Source organism: Sinorhizobium glycinis (assembly GCF_001651865.1).
Classification (GTDB): domain Bacteria; phylum Pseudomonadota; class Alphaproteobacteria; order Rhizobiales; family Rhizobiaceae; genus Sinorhizobium; species Sinorhizobium glycinis.
The window spans coordinates 408,285-430,639 of record NZ_LPUX01000064.1; the positions used below are offsets into that span (position 1 = coordinate 408,285).

Annotated in this window: 17 protein-coding genes; 12 read left to right on the forward strand and 5 right to left on the reverse strand. The window is 63.2% G+C overall.

The window, feature by feature from the left end:
- Positions 1-59: 59 nt before the first annotated feature.
- From AU381_RS21790 to AU381_RS21810, 5 genes are all read right to left on the reverse strand, one after another.
- On the reverse strand, positions 60-752 hold the full coding sequence (locus AU381_RS21790) for a response regulator transcription factor (protein ID WP_064243804.1): 693 nt from the start codon (positions 750-752) through the stop codon (positions 60-62).
- A gap of 103 nt (positions 753-855) precedes the next feature.
- Positions 856-1,230, reverse strand: a complete 375-nt coding sequence (locus AU381_RS21795) for a response regulator (protein ID WP_064243805.1) — start codon at positions 1,228-1,230, stop codon at positions 856-858.
- A 2-nt stretch (positions 1,231-1,232) separates the two neighbouring features.
- Entirely contained in the window at positions 1,233-1,874 is a 642-nt protein-coding gene (locus AU381_RS21800; protein ID WP_064243806.1) for a response regulator transcription factor, read from the reverse strand.
- Positions 1,871-5,089 carry an MASE1 domain-containing protein gene (locus tag AU381_RS21805; RefSeq protein WP_064243807.1) on the reverse strand — a complete coding sequence of 1,073 codons (3,219 nt, stop codon included), beginning with the start codon at positions 5,087-5,089 and terminating at the stop codon, positions 1,871-1,873. Before AU381_RS21805 ends, AU381_RS21800 begins: the two co-directional genes overlap by 4 nt.
- Before the next feature lie 396 nt (positions 5,090-5,485).
- Entirely contained in the window at positions 5,486-5,857 is a 372-nt protein-coding gene (locus tag AU381_RS21810) for an SPW repeat protein (protein WP_064243808.1), read from the reverse strand.
- A gap of 439 nt (positions 5,858-6,296) precedes the next feature.
- On the opposite strand from AU381_RS21810, the gene AU381_RS21815 reads away from it, so the two are divergent.
- From AU381_RS21815 to AU381_RS21870, 12 genes are all read left to right on the forward strand, one after another.
- Complete coding sequence (locus AU381_RS21815; RefSeq protein ID WP_064243809.1) at positions 6,297-6,926, forward strand: TetR/AcrR family transcriptional regulator; 630 nt, start codon at positions 6,297-6,299, stop codon at positions 6,924-6,926.
- Positions 6,919-7,443: a cupin domain-containing protein gene (locus AU381_RS21820; RefSeq protein WP_064243810.1), complete on the forward strand. Its 525-nt coding sequence runs from the start codon at positions 6,919-6,921 to the stop codon at positions 7,441-7,443. Before AU381_RS21815 ends, AU381_RS21820 begins: the two co-directional genes overlap by 8 nt.
- Before the next feature lie 300 nt (positions 7,444-7,743).
- The gene (locus tag AU381_RS21825; protein WP_244520106.1) at positions 7,744-8,130 is read left to right on the forward strand and encodes a hypothetical protein; all 387 of its coding nucleotides are present in this window, start codon (positions 7,744-7,746) and stop codon (positions 8,128-8,130) included.
- Positions 8,131-8,467: 337 nt separating this feature from the next.
- Entirely contained in the window at positions 8,468-11,437 is a 2,970-nt protein-coding gene (locus AU381_RS21830; RefSeq protein WP_064243811.1) for a calcium-binding protein, read from the forward strand.
- Between the two features lie 204 nt (positions 11,438-11,641).
- Positions 11,642-12,259: a calcium-binding protein gene (locus AU381_RS21835; RefSeq protein WP_064243812.1), complete on the forward strand. Its 618-nt coding sequence runs from the start codon at positions 11,642-11,644 to the stop codon at positions 12,257-12,259.
- Positions 12,260-12,337: 78 nt separating this feature from the next.
- On the forward strand, positions 12,338-12,967 hold the full coding sequence (locus tag AU381_RS21840) for a response regulator transcription factor (RefSeq protein ID WP_064243813.1): 630 nt from the start codon (positions 12,338-12,340) through the stop codon (positions 12,965-12,967).
- Between the two features lie 190 nt (positions 12,968-13,157).
- Positions 13,158-14,348, forward strand: coding sequence for an aminotransferase class V-fold PLP-dependent enzyme (locus tag AU381_RS21845; RefSeq protein WP_064243814.1), 1,191 nt, complete (start codon positions 13,158-13,160; stop codon positions 14,346-14,348).
- A gap of 22 nt (positions 14,349-14,370) precedes the next feature.
- On the forward strand, positions 14,371-15,315 hold the full coding sequence (locus AU381_RS21850) for an HpcH/HpaI aldolase/citrate lyase family protein (protein WP_064243815.1): 945 nt from the start codon (positions 14,371-14,373) through the stop codon (positions 15,313-15,315).
- Between the two features lie 14 nt (positions 15,316-15,329).
- Positions 15,330-16,514, forward strand: coding sequence for a malate--CoA ligase subunit beta (locus AU381_RS21855; protein WP_064243816.1), 1,185 nt, complete (start codon positions 15,330-15,332; stop codon positions 16,512-16,514).
- A gap of 11 nt (positions 16,515-16,525) precedes the next feature.
- The gene (gene sucD, locus AU381_RS21860) at positions 16,526-17,425 is read left to right on the forward strand and encodes a succinate--CoA ligase subunit alpha (RefSeq protein WP_064243817.1); all 900 of its coding nucleotides are present in this window, start codon (positions 16,526-16,528) and stop codon (positions 17,423-17,425) included.
- Between the two features lie 107 nt (positions 17,426-17,532).
- Complete coding sequence (locus AU381_RS21865) at positions 17,533-19,125, forward strand: BCCT family transporter (RefSeq protein WP_064243818.1); 1,593 nt, start codon at positions 17,533-17,535, stop codon at positions 19,123-19,125.
- Positions 19,126-19,376: 251 nt separating this feature from the next.
- Entirely contained in the window at positions 19,377-22,352 is a 2,976-nt protein-coding gene (locus AU381_RS21870; protein WP_064243819.1) for an NAD(P)-dependent oxidoreductase, read from the forward strand.
- The last annotated feature ends 3 nt before the right edge of the window (positions 22,353-22,355 follow it).

Consider the following 22,355-nt stretch of genomic DNA (forward strand, 5'->3'; position numbering starts at 1 on the left):
GACGACCGCATAATCTGAAACCGCTCTGCCGGGCTGATCTCCGGCAGAGCGGTTTCAGCTTAGCGGACGCCGGCCTGGCGCAGTTGCGGAGGCAGTGTCTCAAAGGCCCGGATCAGTTCGCCGACGGAGGCAGCCCCCATCTTGTGCATCGCACTGCTGCGATGCGCTTTCACCGTCACTTCGCTGATGCCGAGATCGAAGGCGATCTGCTTGTTGAGGCGCCCGCGCGCGACTTCGTACAGAACTTCACGCTCGCGCTGCGTCAGCGTCTCGAGGCGTTCGATGTTGAGCCGGGAAATCGCCGCTGCGGCGCGCCGCTCGGCGTCCATCGCAATGCCCGCAGCGACTGCGTCAAGCAGCGTTTGGTCCCGCACCGGTTTGGTGAGGAAATCCACCGCACCGGCCTTCATCGCCTCGACGGTCATCGGGATGTCACCATGCCCGGTCAGGAAGATGATCGGCTTCGGGTTGCCGTTATCGGCCAGATGGCGCTGCAGATGGAGACCGCTTTCCCCCGGCATGCGCACATCGAGGATCAAGCACCCGGGGGCGTCCAGCAAATCCGCGTCAAGCAATTCCCGAATCGAGGCAAAGCTGACCGGCCGGAAACCCGCCGACAGGATCAGCTCCGACAGTGCCGCGCGAACCGACGCGTCGTCGTCGACAATAACAACGAGCGGCTCATCCTCTTCACTCCCAAGCTGCGGTGACGATGACGACGTTCTCCGCAGGAAAGGCTCGCTAACTCCCATGTCACCCTCCTTCTAATTGTCTCCTGCATGATTCCTCAAATCGGAATCGATTTAAGGACAAAATCATGCAGTGATTCAAAGCGCTCCAGCGACCTTTGCGCGTCTAATTAGACGCGCGGCGCTGTAGAGCAATGGCAATTGCCGCAAGCAGGGCCTGGGCATCGAAAGGCTTGCGGAAAAACCCGCTAATGCCTTGGGCGCGGCCCTGATCGGCTATCTCGTGGCGGCCCGTGATCAAGAATACCGGCAGTTCGGGACGCGACTTCTTTACAAGGTCACGAAGCTCGAGGCCGTCCATCCCAGGCATTCCGATATCGGTGATGAGCACGTCCAGGTCCGACACTCCATTGGCGAGCAACGACCCCGCCGACGAGAAGCTGCGGGCCACATAGCCCGCGGATTCCAGGAGGTCGCTCACCGATTCAAGCAGCCTTGCATCGTCATCGACAATTGCCACGACATGTCTTTTCTTGTTCATGCTCAATTCCCTCCCACTCGACGGGAGTGGGTGATCGGTATTTCCAGCCTTTCGGCGATCCGCACGAGATCGGCGAGCGAGGCTGCGGCCATTTTGTGCATCACGTTTCGTCTGTGGATCTGCAGCGTGACCTCGCTGATGCCCAACTCGGCGGCCGCCTGCTTGTTGAGAAGACCGCTCACGACGAGCGGCAGTACCTCCCGCTCTCGCGGCGTTAGCTCGCGATAGCGTTGTCCCAGAACGCTGAGCTCGGCGCGTTCCGCTCTCTTGTCCCGATCTTCAGCGATCGCCGCGCCGATTGCTGCCATGAGGTCAGCATCGCTGAAGGGTTTCGTCAGGAAATCCACGGCGCCGTGCTTGATCGCACGCACTGAAGATGGAATGTCGCCATGCCCCGTGATGAACACGATCGGCGGATGATCCCCGTCCGCGATCTGCCTCTGCAGATCGAGGCCGTTGATATCCGGCAATTCGACATCGAGAATGAGGCAGGCAGGGAGATCCGGCTTATCCGCGCTCACATATTCGCCGGCTGATGCAAAGGAAACAGCGCGCATGCCATGCGAGTCCAGGAGGTCGCTGAGCGCCTCGCGGATGCGTTCATCGTCGTCGACGATGAAGATGACATGATCATCGCTCATCATGGCGCTGCCTTCGCTTCAACCGGCAGGGTGAAGATGAACTTTGCTCCCTGCGGTTCGTTCTTCTCGGCCCACAATCGTCCGCCGTGCAGCTCGACGATCGAACGGCAGATCGCCAATCCCATGCCCATGCCGTCTTTTTTTGTCGTGAAGAACGGCTCGAATACCCTGTCGGGAAATTCAACGCCCGGACCTAAATCGCTGATCTCGGTCTGAATCACATCTCCGATATAGCTTGCGCGCATGCCAAGCACCCTGTCGCCCGCAACAGAGCCCATTGCCTCCATGCCGTTGCGAATGAGGTTGATGAGAACCTGCTGGATCTGGATATGGTCGATTGCGATCGGCGGAAGGCCGCCGTCGATCTGCAGGTCGATCCGAACGCGCCGCCGCGCCGCCTCGTCGGCCAGAAGGTTGCGCACTTCACTGATCACGCTGGTAAGCGCCGCATTGATCCTCGTGCCTATGGATTGCTTGAACAAGGCGCGAATGCGGCTGACGACGTCGGCCGCCGAATTGGCATCCCGGACGATGCGCTCTACCGTTCGCTGCGCGCGCTCGATATTCGGCGGTACGGCCGTGAGCCAACGCTGGCAGGCATGCGAATTTGCCACGACGGCTGCCAGGGGCTGGTTCACCTCGTGTGCGATGGAAGCCGAAAGCTCGGAGAGGCTGGCTGCCTGATTTGCCCGAGCCAGACTCTCCTGCGCGAGGCGCAACTGTTCCTCTGCCCGGACCTCTCCGTCGATATCCAGGCATATGACATTCCATTGAACGATCGTGCCCTCGGCATTGCGCATCGGCGCAGCACGCGTTTCAACCCAGCGATATTCGCCGTCAAATCGCCGCAGACGGTGCCTTCGTGCATAGGGTTCGCCCGTGGCCAACGAATAGGCATAGTTCTCCTTGACACCATCGACCTCGTCAGGGTGGACGCCGGCATCAAGCGTGCCCTCCAACCGGGACTTGCCCGTTCCGTCGAGCTCTTCAAGCTTATAGCCAAGGAAGTCGCGGAGCTGCGGATTGCGGTATACCGGCTCCCCATCCGGAGCGGCGCAATCGATCATTGCAGGCAGCGTCTCAACGATCTGCCAGAGGGAGCGTTCCCTTTCGCGCAGCGCCTCCTGGACGCGCAGCTGATCGTCGATGTCATGTGAGAGGCCGTACCACTGGACGATGCGTCCGCTCTCGTCCCTGAGCGGCTCCGCAGTGCCTTGTACCCAGCGATAGACGCCATCCTGACGCCGAAGGCGATACTGCTTGGAGAAGCGCTCGCCCGTGACGAAGGAACGGTTGAGAGCCTCCTCAAGACCGATCGCGTCGTCAGGGTGAACGGCGGTTTCGATTATAGCTTGCAGCCGGCTCAGGCCTGGCTTGTCCAAATCCGCAATTTCCAGGCCGAGAAAATTTATCACGCGTTTGTTGAAGAAGGTCGGTTCACCGTCGGGGCTCAGCCGCCAGAGGAGGCTTGGGACCATGTCTACGAGCTGGGAGAGCTCCCGCTCACGGTCTCGCAATGCCTCCTGTGCCCGCACCTCGTCATCGATGTCTATGGCAGCCGCGTACCATTGCACGATCTCTCCTCTTTCGTTTCTCAACGGCTCCGCACGGCCTTCCATCCAGCGATAGACGCCATCTGCGCGACGCCGCCGATATCGTATCGTGTAGGGCTTGCCGGTGAGGAGAGCGTGGCCAAGGACCTCTTTCATTCGAGGTCCATCCTCGGGGTGAACGGTTGCTCCTATCAGGACCGCCAGGCGACTCCTGTCCAGTTCGTCCCAACTGGCGACGTCCTCCATACCGAGAGATTCCAAAGTGCGCTTGCTGAAGAAGGTCGGCTCGCCGTCAGGCGCCATGCGTGCAATGTGAACCGGAACCATATCGACCAGCAGCGACAGCTCGCGCTCGCGCTCGCGCAGCGCCTCCTGCGCGCGCACCTCGTCGTCGATATCGATAGAAACCCCATACCATTGCAAGACCGTTCCGTCCTCGTCACGCCGGGGCTCGATTCTGCACTCCGCCCAACGGTAAATGCCATCCCTTTCGCGCCAACGAAATCGCATCGCCGCTCCGCTGCCGGTATCGAAACAATTCCCCAGCGTGGCCTGCACTGCCGGAGCATCCTCGGGGTGGACGAGCTCTTGCAGCAGGTTTTCGATCCGCGGCTCTTCGACGGCATCGAAGTCCTCGATAACCGAGCGGAAATGGTCCTGATATCGCTTGTTGAAGTAGGCCGACCCGCCGGTCGGCGTCGCACTCCATATCCGGGCCGGAACGGCGTCGATCAGCTGCTGCAGTTGGCGCTCGCTCTGGCGCACCGTGAGCAGCGCCAGCTGATGCTGCCGGGATATGGCGGCCACGATCAGCGCCGATAATGCCGAGATGGCCAGAAAAAGTTGCAGCATAATGTGCTTTTGCCTCTGGGCCTCGGGATCTCCGGCAAATTGGCTGGAGCCGGATATGGTGAACATCAGCGTGATCAGGGCAAGGAGGATCAAGCTGACGGCGGCGCCTTTGAACTCGAACCGCACTGCGGCCCAGAGAAGAGGCGGCATGACGATGTAGGCGAAGGGCAGGTAGCCGCTGAGTGATAGGGCCGCGACACAGAGAAGGATCAGCCCCAGGGCGCAAGCTTCCATCCATTGCGAGCTCGAGAGCCGGGGCTTGCCATGCCAGCTATTGAACATGACCAGCACCAGCGGTGCCACGATCAGGACTCCGGTGGCGTCTCCGATCCACCAAAGAGGCCAGGCCGATGTGAAGGATTGCGATTGTATGGCAAACCACGCAAGTGTCGCACTTCCGACAGTCGCGCCCACAACAGGCGCAATTCCGGCTCCCAGCACGACGAATGCGAGAACTTCTTGCAGGGTTTCCAGCCGGACCGGCCGCCCTAGCACCCGGTTCACCAGCCATGCCCCAGTCGCTGCTTCAAGCGCGTTGGCAATATAGATGAGCACGGCCGCGGGCAGCGGGCTGTGGAACCACAGGGCATTGCTGAACAGTTCAGCCAGGCAGCCGCTGAGCACCCACCAAGGCCAGCTGCAGGGTGGGGTGAGAACAAGCGTGGCCATGAAAAGCCCGCCCGGAGGCCAAATGGAAACACCTGTCCCCGGTACGATTGCGAGCGACTGAGCGAAACCGCAGCCCAGAACATAGGCCGCGAAGAATAGCCCCAGGTGAGAGAATTTGGGGCGGTGCGACCACACGCTCATCATCAGCTGCTCCTGCCGGACAAACTCGGGGGATCGTCAGCGCGTACAGCACGTGTTCTCGATATCGGGGCTGGCGAACTCGTCTCGACACCGTAGACCCGCCGCGCCACAGCCGCAATTCATGGAAATCCATGCATTGCGCCGCGACGTCGCCGCTTCGTGCAAGGCTGGATCGGACCGCGTGAGCCGGAGATTACTGCATGCGTCCTTCCTGCCTTGTTGGCTGACGGCCCGCAACTCCGAGAGACTTCGGCGACCGACGTCGACGACGAGCCGCTACTTGCCGCCCTGGCGTGAGACAAGGCAGCAAGCCAACGACCTTCTTTTTCTCGAGCTGCTTCACGACGCCTTGGCGATAGGTGTTTGCGGTCGACTACATTTCGTAAAACCGCCGCTGCCTCACTCTCCGGGCTTTAACCTGGTGCCTGAGGGCTTGTCCGTTTGGCGACCGGCAAAAAGCTGGATTGCAGCAATCGTCGCGACGCAAAGCCCAAGCAGGACGTGTGTCCACATCGCGACAGGCGCTGATCCGAAGCCGAGCAGGAATGGGGCGACCGCCGCCCAGCACCCCAGGAGGAGATTGGACCATTCGGCCCAAGCCCCATAGCGCGTGAGGGCCACGGCAGAGCAGCAGACCATCAACGTGCCCGTGATCCCCGCATTCCATGCGACGACGGGTAGTCCGCCGAACATATATGCAGCGCAAATGAAACCTGCACCAAGAACCAGATTGCTCCACTCCAACGACTTACTTGGCACTTCGCTTTTCATCTCTCATCTCCTTTTCCGGTTTGTGCCGCAGCACTTCAGGGACCGTGTGGTCGGGCTAGGAGAATGGGGCAGTATGGTGCACGCATCTATTCTGCGCAGGCATCTGCCGGGTGATGCTAAAGGCGGGAGCAGTTCGGCACTTGGATATTGGTCGTTATCCAGGCGCTCGGGCCGGAGGGCGTTCGTGCTGCTTTCGTTGAGCCACACTGATGCTACGGAAGCTGGAGAAGGTTCCCGCTTGCGATGCCACTCAAAACCGGCGCAAGCAGCCGCTGGGCCTTCTTCACCTTCTCCGTCAAGGCATTCACCCTTTTGGCGGCATGCTCTTGCGCGCCTTCTCCCTCAGCTCACGTATTATTCGATATGCGGCCCCTGCTACCCGCCAATGTCACCGAACTGCCTTATTGACATAGCAATGCAATGATGGCAGTAAACTGTCATGAGCAACACACAGACCACCCTTCGTGAACGACAGGTAAAGGCGACGCACGACCTCATTCTGGAGGTCGCGATGCGACTCATGCATGAGAATCCAAACGGTCCGTTCTCGCATGAAATCATTGCCGAGGCCGCAGGTATCGGCGCGCGTACCGTTTACCGCCATTTCCCAACCCGCGACGATCTCCTGCAGGCGATGTGGATTCGTCTGCGCGACAAGACCGGGACCCGGTTCCCGGAGAGCGAGGACGAAATCGTTCCGCTCATCCGGATGGCATTCAGCAATTTCGAAGAGCATGAAGCGCTTGTGCGCGCTTCGCTGCAGGCGGCCGGAAGCACGATCCGTGATCGCGGCGCGATCGAGGGGCGTCCGGCGTTTCGCAAGAGTCTCGCCGCCATTCTCGATGGACTGCCACCCGAAGAGGAGCGCCGCCTCGTCGCGGTCTGCCTTGCGATCTACAGCGCGCCGTTCTGGCAACTGTTGCGCGACCGCGGCCTGCTGTCTGGGCGTGAGGCTGGTGAAGCCGCGGCTTGGGCCATCGACATGATTTTGCAATCAGCGCGTGCCGCCTCGCAAAAAAGCGAACGGCAAACCGCCACATCAGCAGGAGAAGGAGAGAAGCATGAGTGAAAAACAGGGGGACGAGCGCGGCAATGTCCGTCGATTGGCTCGCGGGGAGCAGGGGAAGCTCGACGTGCTCGGCATTCTGCTTGAGTTGAAGATCGGTGAAGCCGAAACCGGCGGGCACTACAGCCTGTTCGAGGCGGTCGTGCCGCCGGGCGCGGGGGTGCCGCTGCATCAGCACGCGCAGCAGGAAGCCTTCTATGTGCTCGAGGGCCAATCGCAGTTCTGCCGCATGGGCGCGAGCGGTGCGGAATGGATCGATGTCGGCCCGGGCGATACGATCAGCATTCCCGGCGGGGCGATGCACGGCTTCCGCAATCCCGGTCCCGCGGCGGTGCGCCTGTTGATTACCTGTGCCCAAGGCATGGAAGCGTTCTTCTGCGAGGCAGGCGTGTCCGTCGCGGCCGGATCGCCTGCGCCGTCCGGCCCGCCGTCACCGGAGGACATTGATCGGGTCATCGGCATTGCGATCAGGCATGGCCAGACCTTCGCTCCGCCGGAAACAATGCCGTCGGTAGCCTGACGCCTTCAGCCCGGCGTTGTTAATTGCTTCGCCAGCAATTGCGATCGTCCTGCACGGCTTGTCACCGGTTGCAGCCCGGGAGGATTCGAGCCCCGCTTTGAAGACGCAAGTCAAATCCATCGCATTGATCCGCCCCATATGATCATTCGATTTCCCTCGCCCTCAGTGCTTCGCTAAATCGGGATCGACGGCGCGCGTGCCGCTGTCGGAACCTGATGCACAGCCGTAACCGCAATCACCGGAAAATCTGCAGTCGCCGCCAATACTGGGCCGAATTGGAATGGTCCCAAAGGAGATCTGATGATGAACCTTCTTTCGAAAATCTGCTGGATCGGAGCAGTACTCTATGCTGTCGCCGGCATGGTATTCGGCATCGTCATGTCGGCATCAGGCGACCACTCGCTTTCTCCCGCGCATGCACATCTCATTCTGCTCGGCTGGGTGACGCTTGCACTTTACGGCACATTTTACACGCTGTGCGCAGAAGCGACGAAAACCTGGGTGGCAAGAATTCAGGTCGCGCTCGCGCATCTCGGTGTTCTGGTCCTTACACCCGGTATCGTGCTCGCGATCCAGGGCAGAAGTGAAACCCCGGCCAAGGTCGGAGCAGTCATCGTGCTTATGTCCATGCTTCTGTTTGCGACAGTCGTCTTCACGCAACCAACGCGCTCGGCCAAAAGCGCCTAGCGGACCTGCTGTCACTGCATGCGATTTCCGTCGTCGGGAGACGGTGGCATCAATGACCTCGTTACGACGGATCGCCCGGACCTCCGGTGGGATCGGTCAGGTCATCGACGTGCGCAAACATTGGTCGGGACTTTTCTGAACAATATGACGATGGTCCTCGGGACCGAGGAGACAAGGACATAATCAAGATCCGTTAGAAAAGACGCCCTCCCGGGCATTCGCCGTCGGCATCTGTCAGCCGCGGCAGCACTTTCGAAAAATCCAATCCGCTTCAACGCCGCGCGTCCGCGTGCCGGCGAACGAAACCTCTGTGTCAACAAATACTCAGGAGATACGAATGGCAATGGTAATGGGTACGGACGGCGCCGATAGGCTGATAGGCGATTTCGGCACCGACAACCTTTTTGGCCTCGGTGGAAACGATACGCTCAGCGGCTCCTTCCAGGGTGACGTCCTCTTCGGCGATACCGGCGAAGACACGCTGGACGGCGACAACGGCAATGACTTTCTCGATGGCGGCGACGGAAGCGACCAAATCAACGGCGGCTCCGGCCAGGACACGATCATGTCGGAAGTGCCGTTCTCCGGAAGCGGCGATGTCGTCGACGGCAGTTCGGGAACGGACCATCTCATGGTTGACTACTCCGATCTCACGGTGGGCGTGACCATCACGGTCAAGGACTGGATCACGCCGCAGACGCTGGTCGGCAACATCCAGGCGACCAATGTCGAAGCCTTCCAGATCACCGGCACCGATTTCGCCGATACGATCACCGGCGGCAACTACAGCGACATGTTCACCGGCGGTGCCGGCGACGACAAACTGACCGGCGGTCGCGGCTTCGACATGCTGACGGGCGGCCTCGGCCAGGATACGCTCAAGGGCGGCTATGGGACGGACTTCCTCAACGGCGACGACGGGGACGATATTCTCACCGGCGACCAGGGGGCCGACTTCCTTTCCGGCGACGGCGGCGAGGACGACGTCCGCGGCGGCACGGGCGACGATTCCGTATCCGGCGGTATCGGCAATGACGGTCTCTTCGGCGACGATGGCAACGATGAAGTGCTCGGCGGCGCTGGGCTCGACAGCCTGAGCGGCGGCAACGGCCACGATTCGCTCGACGGCGGTATCGGCGACGACAAGGTCGAGGGCGGCGCCGGCAACGACACGATCACCTACGTCTATGGCGAGGGCAAGGACACGATCACCGATGCGAGCGGCAGCGACCGGCTCGTCATCCGCAGCTTCACCGGCGATTTCACCGCAAAGCTGCCGACCGAGCTGAACACGCTGGCCGGCGGCACGACCTTCGTCGGCATGGAACACTACAGCATCCATGCGACCGGGACCGGGATCAACAGGATCGTCACCGGAGCGGGCAACGACATCGTCGATGCGGGCGCCGGCAACGACTCGATCACCGGCGGTGCCGGCAACGACAATCTCAACGGCGGCATCGGCAAGGATACCGTGTCGGGTGGGGCCGGAAACGATGTCGTAACACTCGGCGACGGCGGCGCCGATACGGGCGACGGGGGAACCGACACGGATACCGTCGTCGTCGACCGCCGCTCGGCGACGGCAGCCCTGAGCTTCTCGGCGACAGGCGCGACAGCGACGCTGTCGGACGGCACCAGCCTGAAGAATTTCGAGCACTACCGGGTGTCGTTCGGCGCCGGCGATGACATCGTCAAGTCGGTCGGCAGTGCCCAGAGCGTCAACTTCTACGGCTTTGCCGGCAATGACACGCTGATCGGCACAGCCGGGTCCGACGTGCTCGACGGCGGCACCGGCAACGACAGCCTGTCCTCCGGCGCCGGCCATGACCGCCTCGTCGACCTTGGCGGCACCAATGTGATCAAGGCGGGCGACGGCAACGACACGGTCACCGTCGGCGACAGCGGCGCCGCGATCGGCCACAACACCGTCGATCTCGGCACCGGCAACGATTCCTTCAAGCGCAGCGCCTCGACCGGCAAGCTGACGCTCGACGGCGGCGCCGACACGGACTTCGCGTCGATCGATTTCAGCAAGTACAGCGCCGGGATCACCTTCAAGCTGGCGCCTTCCGTCACCGTCAGCAACGCGCCGGTCACGGTCAAGAACGTCGAGCGCATCGAACTCATCGGCGGCAGCGGCAATGATATCTTCGCCGGCGGCGGCCTGGACGACCGGCTCTGGGGTGGCAGCGGCCACGACAGCCTGACCGGCGGCGCCGGCAGGGATGTGCTCGGCGGCAATCTCGGCAACGACACGCTGCGGGGCGGCCTCGGCGACGACACGCTTTACGGTGATGGGGTCGGCTTCTACGGCGGCCTCGACAAGCTCTACGGCGAAGACGGCAACGACCGCGTCTATGCCGGCATCGGCGACGTTGCCGACGGCGGCACCGGCACCGACACGCTCGATCTCGACGTGCGCAACCAGACGAAGGACATCACCTTCAGCTTCGCGACCGGCAGCGCCACCGTCGATGCGACGACCTCCTTCAAGGCCTTCGAGGTGCTGAACTATCTCGGCAGCGCCGGCAAGGACACGGTGACGGGCGGCAGCCTCGGCGATCGGCTGGAGGGCAATGGCGGCAACGACACGCTGCGCGGCGGTGCCGGCGACGACGTGCTCACCGATGGCGCGGGCAGCGACAGCCTCTACGGCGACGCCGGCAACGACACGCTGACGCGCACCGTCTTCAGCGGAACCGATGTCTTCGACGGCGGTACCGGCACCGACACGCTGTCCTTCGGCAGTCCCACCGAGAACTCGGTGGTGCTCGACCTGCAGAACCAGGCCTCGAACCGCGGCATGGCGCAGGGGCTGACGGTGAAGAACTTCGAGATCATCAACGGCAGCGTCAATGACGACGTCATCCGCGGCGACGCGCTCGCCAACACCCTGAATGGCGGCGGCGCCGACGACGTCCTCGACGGCCGCGGCGGCGTCGATCGGCTGAACGGCGGCGCCGGCGATGACTGGCTGACCGGCGGCACCGGCAACGACCTGTTCGTCTTCGACCGCTCCGGTCGCGACGGCGAGGGCGACGTCATCACCGACTTCACGCGCGGCCAGGACAAGCTCTTGCTCGACCGCAGCGACTACGGCATCGCCGCCGCCGATACGGCGGTGACGCTCGTCGTCGGCGCCGATCCGGTGGCGACCGGCACGAAGGGCACCTTCCTGTTCGAAAGCGACAACGGCCGGCTGTGGTTCGACGCCGACGGCAAGGGCGCCGAGGCGGACCTCGAACTGGTGGCGATCCTCAAGAACGTCACGACGCTGTCGACCAGCGACTTCCTCCTCGCCTGAGGCGTATCGCGAAGATTCGCATCGAGCCCCGTCCCGCTTCGGCGGGGCGGGATCGCCCTTGGTTTGGGCGCTGCGGAAAAACAGATCCGGAACCTGCGCGTGCCGCTGAAAATCACTTAGGAGAGGAATGGGAAATATCACGGGCACGGCCGGCAAACGATGTGTTGATCGGCAGCGAACAAGGGCCTGGCGCTCGGCCTCACGGTGCGGAATTTCGAAATCATCGAAGGCAGCGATGCCGATGACGAAATCCACGGCGACGCGGCCAACAATATCCTTCGTGGCGGGGACGCCGACGATATAATCGACGGCCGCGGCGGCAACGACACGCTGGTCGGCGGCGAGGGCGACGACTGGCTGACCGGCGGCGCCGGCAGCGATCGGCTCGTCTTCGACGAAGCCGGGCTCGATGGCGAAGGCGACGTCATCACCGACTTCGTGCGCGGTGAGGACAAGCTCGTCATCGAACGTGCGGCGTTCGAGATTGCCGCAGGCGACACGGCAGTGACGCTCGCGACCGGAACGGAACCACCCCCTTGGGCAGGAAGGGCACCTTCCTGTTCGAAACGGACAATGGTCGCCTCTGGTTCGATGCCGACGGGTCAGGCACCGACGCCGATCTGCAACTGGTCGCCATCCTGCAGAACGTCAGGACCCTCTCGACGAGCGACTTTGCGCTTTTGTGACGTCGCTTCGACGCTCCTGACCCGGAACTGGGCGGAGGGCGTGCAATCGGCCGAGGCAAGGGTTCCCCCTGTGCGACCTTCGCACATTACTCACGCAAGAAGACGTTTTAGGACACGTTTCGTCGCTCGACGGTGAAATGTGCGCGGCGTCTGGTGGTAGTGTTCAGTCTATCGCAGATGGGTGCATGTCACGGCATAAGACGCAGGGAGGCACATGTCGCAGGAGGGTGGAGGCCGAGTACTGGTCGCGGAGCGCAACCCCTTGGTGATTGCCGCTCTTCGTGGCCTCTTTTCCGAAAATGCCAGGTTTTCCATCGTCGATACGGCGCGGACCTCGGCCGAACTGTGCGAGAAGCTTGCCTCCGTCGAGGCGGACTGCGTGCTGCTCAGCTGGCAGCTCGACGATGCCGAGGCGCCCGAGGTGCTCGCCGATCTCGGGCGGCTCGGGTTCGACCCGCGGATCGTTCTCTTCGCCGACACCAGCAATCCTTCGGTCGTCAACGAGACGATCCGGCTTGGTGTCAACGGTCTCTGTTACCAGTTCGAAGATCCCGAAATCCTGTTCGCGACGCTCACCGCCGTTATGCAGGGCCGGATCTGCATTCCCTATACGGTGCTCTCGAAAATCTCCAACACGCCGTTCCAGCAGCTCACCTCTCGCGAAAGTGAGCTGCTCGGCATGCTGGCCAATGGTTGGACCAACATTCAAATCGCCGCGCGAACAGGCATTTCCGAGAATACCGTGAAATACCACCTCAAGAATCTCTACGACAAGCTCGAAGTGCGCAACCGCGCCATGGCGGTCGCCCTTTACACCAAGGAGCGCCGGCGCAATCCGGAGTGATACCGTTCGTATGCTACCTGCGGGTAGTCTTTTCCTACCCATCCCTCCCAAGTGGCCACCCGTCAGGGCCGCGCTCAAGCTGCCCGTCGGGCATTCTTTTCTGCCTGAGCGAGTGTTGTGCGGACCTGGCCCGGAAGGCAGCTTTGGCGCCGAGGAAACGCCGTCCGCGGACGCAGCCATTGGAGGAACGATGTCAGGCTACAACCATCTCTTCATTCCCGGCCCCACCAACATTCCCGAACAGGTTCGCCAGGCGATGAACCTGCCGATGGAAGACATGCGCTCGCCTCGATATCCCGAGTTGACATTGCCGCTCTTCGCCGACGTCAAGAAGGTTTTCAAGAACGAGAACGGCCGCGTCTTCATCTATCCATCATCGGGCACCGGCGCCTGGGAGGCGGCGATGACCAACGTGCTCTCGCCCGGCGATCGCGTGCTGATGAGCCGCTTCGGCCAGTTCTCGCATCTCTGGGTCGATATGGCCGAGCGCCTCGGCTTCGAGGTCGATTGCATCGACAGGGAATGGGGCACGGGCGTGCCGGCCGAGCTCTATGCCGAGCGCCTCGCCGCCGACAAGGCGCACAAGATCAAGGCTGTCTTCGTGACCCACAACGAAACCGCGACCGGCGTCACCTCGGACGTGGCCGCCGTCCGGGCGGCACTCGACGCCTGCGGCCATCCGGCGCTGCTCTTCGTCGATGGCGTCTCCTCCATTGGCTCGATCGATTTCCGCCAGGACGAATGGGGTGTCGATTGCGCCGTGTCCGGTTCGCAGAAAGGCTTCATGCTGCCCGCCGGCCTCGGCTTCCTTTCGGTAAGCCAGAAGGCGCTCGAAGCCGCCAAGACCGCGCGCCACATGCGCTGCTACTTCTCCTTCGACGACATGATCAAGACCAACGATACGGGCTATTTCCCCTATACGCCGCCGACACAGCTGCTGCGCGGCCTCAGAGCCTCGCTGGACCTGATGTTCGAGGAGGGCCTCGAGAATATCTTCGTCCGCCACCACCACCTCGCCAACGGCGTCCGGGCTGCCGTCTCGGCCTGGGGCCTCAAGCTCTGCGCGACCGAGCCGAAATGGCATTCCGACACTGTGTCGGCGATCCGTTTGCCGGAAGGGATCGATGGTGCCGAGGTCATCCGTCACGCCTATCGCACCTACAACACCTCGCTCGGCAGCGGGCTCAGCAAGGTGGCGGGCAAGGTCTTCCGCATCGGCCATCTCGGCTCGCTGAACGAGGTCATGGTCCTCGGCGCGCTCTCCGCCGCCGAACTGACGCTTCTCGACTGCGGCGTGAAAATCGAACCGGGCGCGGGCGTCGGCGCGGCGATCAGGCAATTCCGCTCCGCCGCCACGGCGTCGACCGCCAAGGCAGCCTGAAAAGAACGGAAGGGGAGAACCGATGAGCCACACGATAAACCATCTCCGCCGGCTGCGCCTGCAACGCAGCGAGCTTGCCGTCCCGGGCTCCAACCCCGAGATGATCGAGAAGGCCGCCAATTCCGAGGCCGACTACATCTTCCTCGACATCGAGGACGCCGTGGCGCCGCCGGACAAGGAGCGGGCTCGCGCCAATATCGTCGCCGCCCTCAATCAGATCGACTGGCGCGGCCGCGGCAAGACGATCTCGGTCCGCATCAACGGGCTCGACACGCACTACATGTACCGCGACGTCGTCGACCTCATGGAGCAGGCCGGCGACCGGATCGACACGCTGCTCGTGCCGAAGGTCGGCGTGCCGGCCGACCTCTACATGGTCGAGGCAATGGTCAACCAGATCGAGATCGCCAAGGGCTACAAGACCCGCGTCGGCCTCGAGGCGCTGATCGAGACCGCCCTCGGCATGGCCAATGTCGACGCTATCGCCTCCTTCGGCGGACGGCTCGAGGCACTGCATTTCGGCGTTGCCGACTATGCCGCGAGCCTGAAGGCCCGCACCGTCAACATCGGCGGTCTCAACCCGGACTATCCCGGCGACCAGTGGCACTTCGGCCTGTCGCGGATGACGGTTGCCTGCCGCGCCTACGGACTGCGCGCCATCGATGGTCCGTTCGGAGATTTCTCTGACCCCGAAGGCTACAAGGCGGCTGCGCGCCGTGCCGCGGCCCTCGGCATCGAAGGCAAGTGGGCGATCCACCCGAGCCAGATCGCACTCGCCAACGAGATCTTCTCTCCGCCGGAAAAGGAGGTCGACCGCGCCCGCCGCATCATTGAGGCGCTGAAGCTCGCCGAGAGCCAGGGCAAGGGCGCGGCCTCGCTCGACGGCAAGATGATCGACGCCGCTTCGGAACGCATGGCGCGCAACGTGCTCGCCACCCATGACGCAATCACCGCCGGCCGCCGCTGAAGGGGAGGACACTTATGGACATTCACGAATATCAGGCCAAGGAACTTCTCGCCCGGTACCAGATCGACATCCCGCGCGGCGGCCTCGCCTATAGTCCCGAGCAGGCGGCCTACCGTGCCAGGGAGATCGGCGGCGACCGATGGGTGGTGAAGGCGCAGATCCATTCCGGCGCGCGCGGCAAGGCGGGTGGCATCAAGCTCTGCTCGTCCGACCACGAGATCGTCGCGGCCGCCGACTCCATGCTCGGCCGCACGCTTGTGACGCACCAGACCGGGCCGCAGGGAAAACTGGTCAGCCGCCTTTATGTCGAGGAGGCGATGGATATCGCGCGCGAGATCTATCTCGGCTTCGTTCTCGACCGCAAATCCGAGCGCATCATGATCGTCGCCTCGTCTTCGGGTGGCATGGAGATCGAGGAGATCGCCGAGGCCGAGCCTGATTCCATCATCCGCGCGACCGTCGATCCGGGCGTCGGCATGCAGGACTTCCAGGCGCGCGAGATCGCATTCGGGCTTGGCATCGACAATGCCCTGATCGGCCGCGCCACGCAGACGCTCATCGGATGCTACCGCGCCTTCGTCGACTATGACGCCTCGATGCTCGAGATCAATCCGCTGGTCGTTACCCGCCAGGGCGATCTCGTGGCCCTCGACGCAAAAATGAGCTTCGACGAGAATGCGCTGTTCCGCCGGCCGCATATCTCCGAGATGCGCGACAAGAGCCAGGAGGATCCGCGCGAAACCTACGCGTCCGACCGTGGACTTTCCTATGTCGGCCTTGACGGCAATATCGGCTGCATCATCAACGGTGCCGGTCTGGCGATGGCGACCATGGACATGATCAAGATCGCCGGCGGCGAGCCCGCGAACTTTCTCGACATCGGCGGCGGCGCCTCGCCCGAACGCGTGGCGAAATCCTTCCGCGCCGTCCTCACGGACAGGAACGTCGAGACCATCCTCGTCAACATCTTCGCCGGCATCAACCGCTGCGACTGGGTGGCCGAGGGCGTCATCAAGGCGTTGAGGGAAGTCGGCGTGCCGGTGCCGCTCGTCGTCCGCCTCTCCGGCACCAACATGGAAGAGGGCCGGCGCATCCTCGCCGAATCCGGCGAAAACATCATCGTCGCCGAAACGCTGGCCGAAGCTGCCGAGAAGGCAGTCGCCGCGTGGCGTTCGTTCACCGCCGGCAAGGCTGCCTAAGGAGGCGAAACATGTCCATTCTGCTCGACAAGAACACCCGCGTCATCGTCCAGGGCTTCACCGGCAAGATCGGCAGCTTCCACGCCGAGGACATGAAGCGCTACGGCACCAATGTCGTCGGCGGCGTCACCCCCGGCAAGGGCGGCCAGACCCATCTCGGCATGCCGGTCTTCAATACGGTGAAGGGGGCCGTGCAGGAAACCGGTGCGGATGCCTCGATCGTCTTCGTGCCGCCGCCCTTTGCGGCCGACTCGATCATGGAGGCGGCCGATGCCGGCATCCGGCTCTGCGTCTGCATCACCGACGGCATTCCTTCCCAGGACATGATCCGGGTCAAGCGATACATGCGGCGCTACCGCTTCGAGGATCGCATGACCCTGATCGGGCCGAACTGCGCCGGCATGATCACGCCCGGCGAGGCGCTGATGGGAATCATGCCCGGCTCCATCTATCTGCCCGGCCGTGTCGGCATCGTCGGACGCTCGGGCACGCTCGGCTACGAGGCCGCAAGCCAGATGAAGGCACTCGGCATCGGCGTGTCGACCTCGGTCGGTATCGGCGGCGACCCGGTCAACGGTTCATCCTTCAAGGACATGCTGGAACTGTTCGAAAAGGACCCGAACACCGACGCGGTTTTGATGATTGGCGAGATCGGCGGCCCGCAGGAGGCGGAAGCGGCGCTCTGGGCGCGCGACCACATGAAGAAGCCGCTGATCGCCTATATCGCAGGCCTTTCGGCGCCGAAGGGCCGCCGCATGGGCCATGCCGGCGCGATCATCTCCGCCTTCGGGGAATCGGCGCAGGAGAAGGTCGAGATCCTCAAGGGTGCGGGAGTAACCATCGTGGCGACGCCCTCGTCCTTCGGCGAGACGGTGGCGGAAGTGCTGTCGGTCATGAGCAAGGTTGCCTGAGTCATCACCTTTTTACGACGGTCGCGGTCCGCCGGAGAGGATCGCATGAGCGGCTTGGCTGCCCGGTTCGCACCGGGGTCATATGGTCAAATTGGGAGGAGCAAAAAATGGAGTCATCACGACCCAGTCAGATCGATCCGGCCGTATTCTGGCCGGCCATGTTCATCATCTTGGGATTTGTCGGCTGGGGGACCATGTTCCCCGAAAGCCTCTCCTCGATCTCCAAGGTGGTTCTCGATGCCATCATAAGCGGCTTCGGCTGGGGCTTCGTCGTTTCTACTGCGGGCTTCCTGGTCTTCGCACTTTTCCTGGCGGGGAGCCGCTTCGGCAAAATCCGACTCGGACAGGACGACGAGCGACCGGAATTCCGCACCGCCTCGTGGATCTGCATGATGTTCAGCGTCGGCATGGGCATCGGCCTGATGTTCTGGGGCGTCGCCGAACCCATCTACCATTTCGCCAGCCCGCCGCATGGGCAGGCGGCGCCAAAAAGCCTCGAAGCGGCTCTCGTCGCGATGAAGTACTCGTACTTCCACTGGGCACTTCACCCTTGGGCAATCTATGCCGTGGTCGGCCTGGTCATCGCCTATTTCACCTTCCGCAAAGGTAAGTCGAACCTGATTTCGGCTGCCTTCACGCCGATCTTCGGCGAGGCCGCAAGCGGGCCGATCGGCAAGGCGATCGACGTGCTTGCGCTTATCGCGACACTGTTCGGAACCGCCACCTCGCTCGGCCTTGGCGCTCAGCAGATCAACAGCGGCATAAACTTCCTCTGGGGCACGGGCGTTTCAAACGGCATCGCGCTGACGATCATCGGCGTCATGACGGTGCTGTTCATTCTCTCGGCGGTGTCCGGCGTCGGCAAGGGGATCCAGTTTCTCTCCAACATGAACATGATCATCGCGATGCTGCTGCTGGCCTTCCTGGTGTGCATCGGTCCGACGATCTTCATCTTCAACACCTTCACGGAATCGCTGGGCTTCTATCTGAGCGACCTTGTGTCCATGTCGTTGCGCACGGCCGCCTTCAGCGACGGCAAGTGGCTCGGCAGCTGGACCATCTTCTATTGGGCCTGGTGGGTCTCCTGGGCGCCCTTCGTCGGCGTGTTCATCGCCCGCATCTCGCGCGGCCGCACGATCAGGGAGTTCGTGATCGGCGTGCTCCTCATTCCGAGCGGCGTGACCTTCGTCTGGTTCACGATCATGGGCGGTACGGCGCTCCATTCCGAGCTGTTCGGCGCCGGAGGCATCGTCGATGCCGTCAACAACCAGGGTGCGGCCGTCTCGCTCTTTGCCCTTCTGGCGCAGTATCCCTTCGCCTGGCTGACATCGTTGATCGCCATCTTTCTCGTTGCGATCTTCTTCATCTCGGGCGCGGATGCAGGCGCGGTCGTGATGGGCATGCTTTCATCACGGGGGGTCCTGGAGCCGAAACCCGGCGTTGTCGTCCTCTGGGGCGTGCTTGCCGGTGCCTCGGCCGCGGTGCTTCTGGTCATGGGCGGGCTTCAGGGCCTCCAGACCGCCTCGATCATCGCGGCCGCACCGTTCCTGCTGGTGATGGTCGGGCTTTGCGTTTCGCTCTGGCATGCCCTTCTCGATGAGCTCGAGGAGGGAAAGGGGCGGCGCTCTGCGACAGCATCCGCTGAGCCGGTCACGGGAGCGGCGGAAGCTTCCGGGCTCGCACCTGAAGCAGTATCGTGACCTGAGCTCGCTCAGTTGCACGGCCGGTTCTCCGGGACCGGCCGTGCAGAAGTGGACTCCAACTGGAGCGCGAAAGGACCGCGGTTTTTTCGGACCTGGCGGGCTTCTCGCTGCCGGCGCGGCAGCAACCCTCATTGCAGGCGCACCCATGACGCATTCCGCGTGCTGTTCGACGCATATGAGGTCTTCTTTCCGACGTGTTCGATCCACTATCCGCGCATCCTTACGCCTCGAAAACAGATAGGCAGATCATGACGAATATCGCGCAGATGCAGGAACAGCGACTGAAGGCACTCGAACTGACCAAATCGGGCGCGCCGAGGCTGCCGTCCAATCCGTTCTTCGGCGTCGGCCCGATCACCGATGCGACCACCGACGAAGTGGACAGCCGCCTGCGGCGCATCGCCTTTGACGCCTGGATCGAGAAGACCTATCGCAAGTTCGACGACAGGGGTAACGACATCGGCGGCTTCACCACCGCCGAGATTTCCCGCAGCATGCACCGCGGCTATCCGGCAGACAAAATCCTGACCGACATGATGCGGGCGATCCATCGCTATTTCGGCTTTCCGAAGACGAACCGCATGGCGGTCGGGCTTGGCGGTGGCCACAGCGGCTTCACCGTCTGCGTCCAGCACCTGATGAACGCCAACGACGCCTCCCAACGCATCTATGTGGATACGCCGCAGCCGGAGAGCGATCCGTCCAGGGCCGCCGGCTTCTTCCGCCAGTCCTGGGCGACCCAGCTGATCGAGATGCAGCGCTTCGCCGAAAAGGGCTGCGAGAGCCGAATCCATTTCGCCGTCTCCGAAGGCGTGATCCCGACGGCGGCGGAGCTGTCTGAACTTGGCGTTTCGATCTTCGTCGGTGTCGGCCACGAGACGACCGGGGCCAACGCTTATACGAGCCGCGAGATCCGCGAGCTTTTGAGCTGGATCGACGGCGATCCGGCGAACCGTCATGCGGTGTTCGATGCCACCTCGATGCTCGGCGCCATGCCGTGGGAGCCCGAACTGGTCAGTGCCGTGATGGCGAAGTGCTGCCTGTTCATGCCGTTCCAGAAGGCGATCGGCGGGATTTCCGGCTATTTTGTCGCCTCCTTCACGCCGCATGCCCTGGCCCTGATCGAGAAGAACCAGCAGGATCCTGCCTGGGCAATCCCGCGTCAGCTGAAGATCGCGCCGCCGATCGACCCCAGGCAGCCGTTTTCGGCCAAGCGCTCCGTCGATGCCGGGCCGTTCTACGATGCCGCCGAAGACCGTATGCTCGGCGGCGTCATCAACACCTACAGCGCGCTCGCCTTTGCCGAAACCACCTTCGGCCTGATGCAGTCGGAGGCTCGGGTTGGTTCTGTCGTCGAACTCAACCGCCGTTCTGCCGCCAATCGCAAGGTAATCGACGAGTGGGTCAAGTCGCATCCGCTTCTGTCGCTGACCGTCACCGATGCCGAGCGGCGCGGCGCGGCGGTGACGCTGCTGAAGGTCGAGGACGACGGCATCACCGATCCCGGCGTCCACGCCCGCATCATCGCCCGTTCGAAGCAACTGCTCGGCTATGAGGGCATCACCCATCCGAACGGCGAATACGAGCCCGGCCTCGATGCGGCCCGCTACGTCAATGCCTTCCCGGGCACGCCCGGCGACTACCGCGCCTGGGTCGGCGGCATCCGCGAGCCGGAAGATGTCGTCGCGCTGCTGGAGAACCTGCAATATGCGTATCTGCGCGCCAAGATCGTCGTTCTCGAAGAGGAACTGGCGAAAAGCGGCGTCACTTTCGAGGCCCCGGCCAAGGCCGGCGGGGCCGTCCGCAAGGACGATCCCGCGCGCGCCTATACCGTGCTGATCGCAGACCTGGTCGGCCTGCGTTTCGGCCCCGACGGCAAGCCGGATCACAGCGAGATCAAGGCCTATGTCGAGGCGAAGGGCGGCGTCTTCCATCTCGGGCCGCTCGGCGACCGGTCGGTGCTCGAGAAGGGCCGCATCCATTTCTTCTACCAGCCGGATCTCAGCACCGAGGCGGAGATCCTGCCACAGACCGACAAGGGCCAGTACGACGCGCTGATCGCGGCGGCGACCTTCATTCCGAAGGCCTCCGTGTTCCCGCTCGGCGGCGTGCGCATCGGCGCCGGCACCGGCAACATGGGCTCGGCCTCCTGGGGCGGCGGCAACGGCGAGGGCGGCAGCGCGCCGCTGATGAACACGCCGGGCATCAATAGCCGCGCGACCGCTCAGATGGCGATGAAGGCGGTGCTGAAGGTCGTTCCCGACCTGCCGGTCGACAGGCTGCACCGGATGGTTGCCGAGGGCGACTTCGACACCGGCCGTCAGCTCAAGGACTTTCCAACCGCCAAGCTCGAGGGCCGGAAGATCGCCATTCTCGGCTACGGCAATATCGGCCGCGAAGTCGCCAAGCTCGCCAAGGCTTTCGGCATGAAGGTGGCGATCTACGCCCGCGAGCATCACAAGCGCTGGATCGAGGCGGAAGGCTTCGAATATGCCGCAAGTCCTGTTGCGGCGGCGACCGGCGCCGACGTGCTCTCCGTCCACATCGGCCTCGGCCGCCTGGACGCAGCGACCGGCGTCTATTCCAACGCCGGAACCGTCAATGGACAAGTGCTCGGCGCGATGAACGACGGTGCGGTACTGGTCAACTACGACCGGGGCGAAGTCGTCGACGCCGCCGCGCTCGACGAGGCGCTCTCGTCCGGCAAGATCGCGCATGCGGCGATCGACGCCGACCTCTTCAAGGACGCCGCGACCGGCAGGCTCAGCGGGCCGATGCTTCCCTATCTGCCGCTCGAAGAGCGCCACAAGGGCAAGCTGGAATTGCTGCCGCATGCGGCCGCCGACACCGACCATCCCTCGCGGGTGACCGGCGCGAAGCAGGCGGTCGACCAGATCTTCGACGTCATCCGCTTCAAATCGGTCACCAATCTCAAGGGCGACCTGCCGGAGGGCTACGTGGCAGCCGGCAGCCGCACGCCGGCCGGCATCGGACGGGTGACGAAGCGGGCGGTCACCGAGGTCGGCGGCAAGGCCGAACTCCTGGACGAATTGCGGCAGACTTCGGAAAGGGTCGCCGCAATCCTGGGTGCTCTCTCCGCCGTCTCCGATCCGGATCATCGCGGCCGGATCGTCGATCGCTACACCGGCCTGCTGGTCGAAAGTGCCGGCCGGCAGCGGGCGCTGCTCGACCAGCTCGGCCTCTACGGGCCGTCGGAGGAATAAGAC

What these genes read in the sequence shown, in the direction of transcription:
- AU381_RS21865 (WP_064243818.1), top strand. Translation starts at nt 17,533, where the DNA reads ATGGAGTCATCACGACCCAGTCAGATCGATCCGGCCGTATTCTGGCCG.
- AU381_RS21805 (WP_064243807.1), bottom strand. Translation starts at nt 5,089, where the DNA reads ATGATGAGCGTGTGGTCGCACCGCCCCAAATTCTCTCACCTGGGGCTA.
- AU381_RS21820 (WP_064243810.1), top strand. Translation starts at nt 6,919, where the DNA reads ATGAGTGAAAAACAGGGGGACGAGCGCGGCAATGTCCGTCGATTGGCT.
- AU381_RS21870 (WP_064243819.1), top strand. Translation starts at nt 19,377, where the DNA reads ATGACGAATATCGCGCAGATGCAGGAACAGCGACTGAAGGCACTCGAA.
- AU381_RS21790 (WP_064243804.1), bottom strand. Translation starts at nt 752, where the DNA reads ATGGGAGTTAGCGAGCCTTTCCTGCGGAGAACGTCGTCATCGTCACCG.
- AU381_RS21810 (WP_064243808.1), bottom strand. Translation starts at nt 5,857, where the DNA reads ATGAAAAGCGAAGTGCCAAGTAAGTCGTTGGAGTGGAGCAATCTGGTT.
- AU381_RS21830 (WP_064243811.1), top strand. Translation starts at nt 8,468, where the DNA reads ATGGCAATGGTAATGGGTACGGACGGCGCCGATAGGCTGATAGGCGAT.
- AU381_RS21795 (WP_064243805.1), bottom strand. Translation starts at nt 1,230, where the DNA reads ATGAACAAGAAAAGACATGTCGTGGCAATTGTCGATGACGATGCAAGG.
- AU381_RS21815 (WP_064243809.1), top strand. Translation starts at nt 6,297, where the DNA reads ATGAGCAACACACAGACCACCCTTCGTGAACGACAGGTAAAGGCGACG.
- AU381_RS21845 (WP_064243814.1), top strand. Translation starts at nt 13,158, where the DNA reads ATGTCAGGCTACAACCATCTCTTCATTCCCGGCCCCACCAACATTCCC.
- AU381_RS21855 (WP_064243816.1), top strand. Translation starts at nt 15,330, where the DNA reads ATGGACATTCACGAATATCAGGCCAAGGAACTTCTCGCCCGGTACCAG.
- AU381_RS21840 (WP_064243813.1), top strand. Translation starts at nt 12,338, where the DNA reads ATGTCGCAGGAGGGTGGAGGCCGAGTACTGGTCGCGGAGCGCAACCCC.
- AU381_RS21800 (WP_064243806.1), bottom strand. Translation starts at nt 1,874, where the DNA reads ATGATGAGCGATGATCATGTCATCTTCATCGTCGACGACGATGAACGC.
- AU381_RS21825 (WP_244520106.1), top strand. Translation starts at nt 7,744, where the DNA reads ATGATGAACCTTCTTTCGAAAATCTGCTGGATCGGAGCAGTACTCTAT.
- AU381_RS21850 (WP_064243815.1), top strand. Translation starts at nt 14,371, where the DNA reads ATGAGCCACACGATAAACCATCTCCGCCGGCTGCGCCTGCAACGCAGC.
- sucD (WP_064243817.1), top strand. Translation starts at nt 16,526, where the DNA reads ATGTCCATTCTGCTCGACAAGAACACCCGCGTCATCGTCCAGGGCTTC.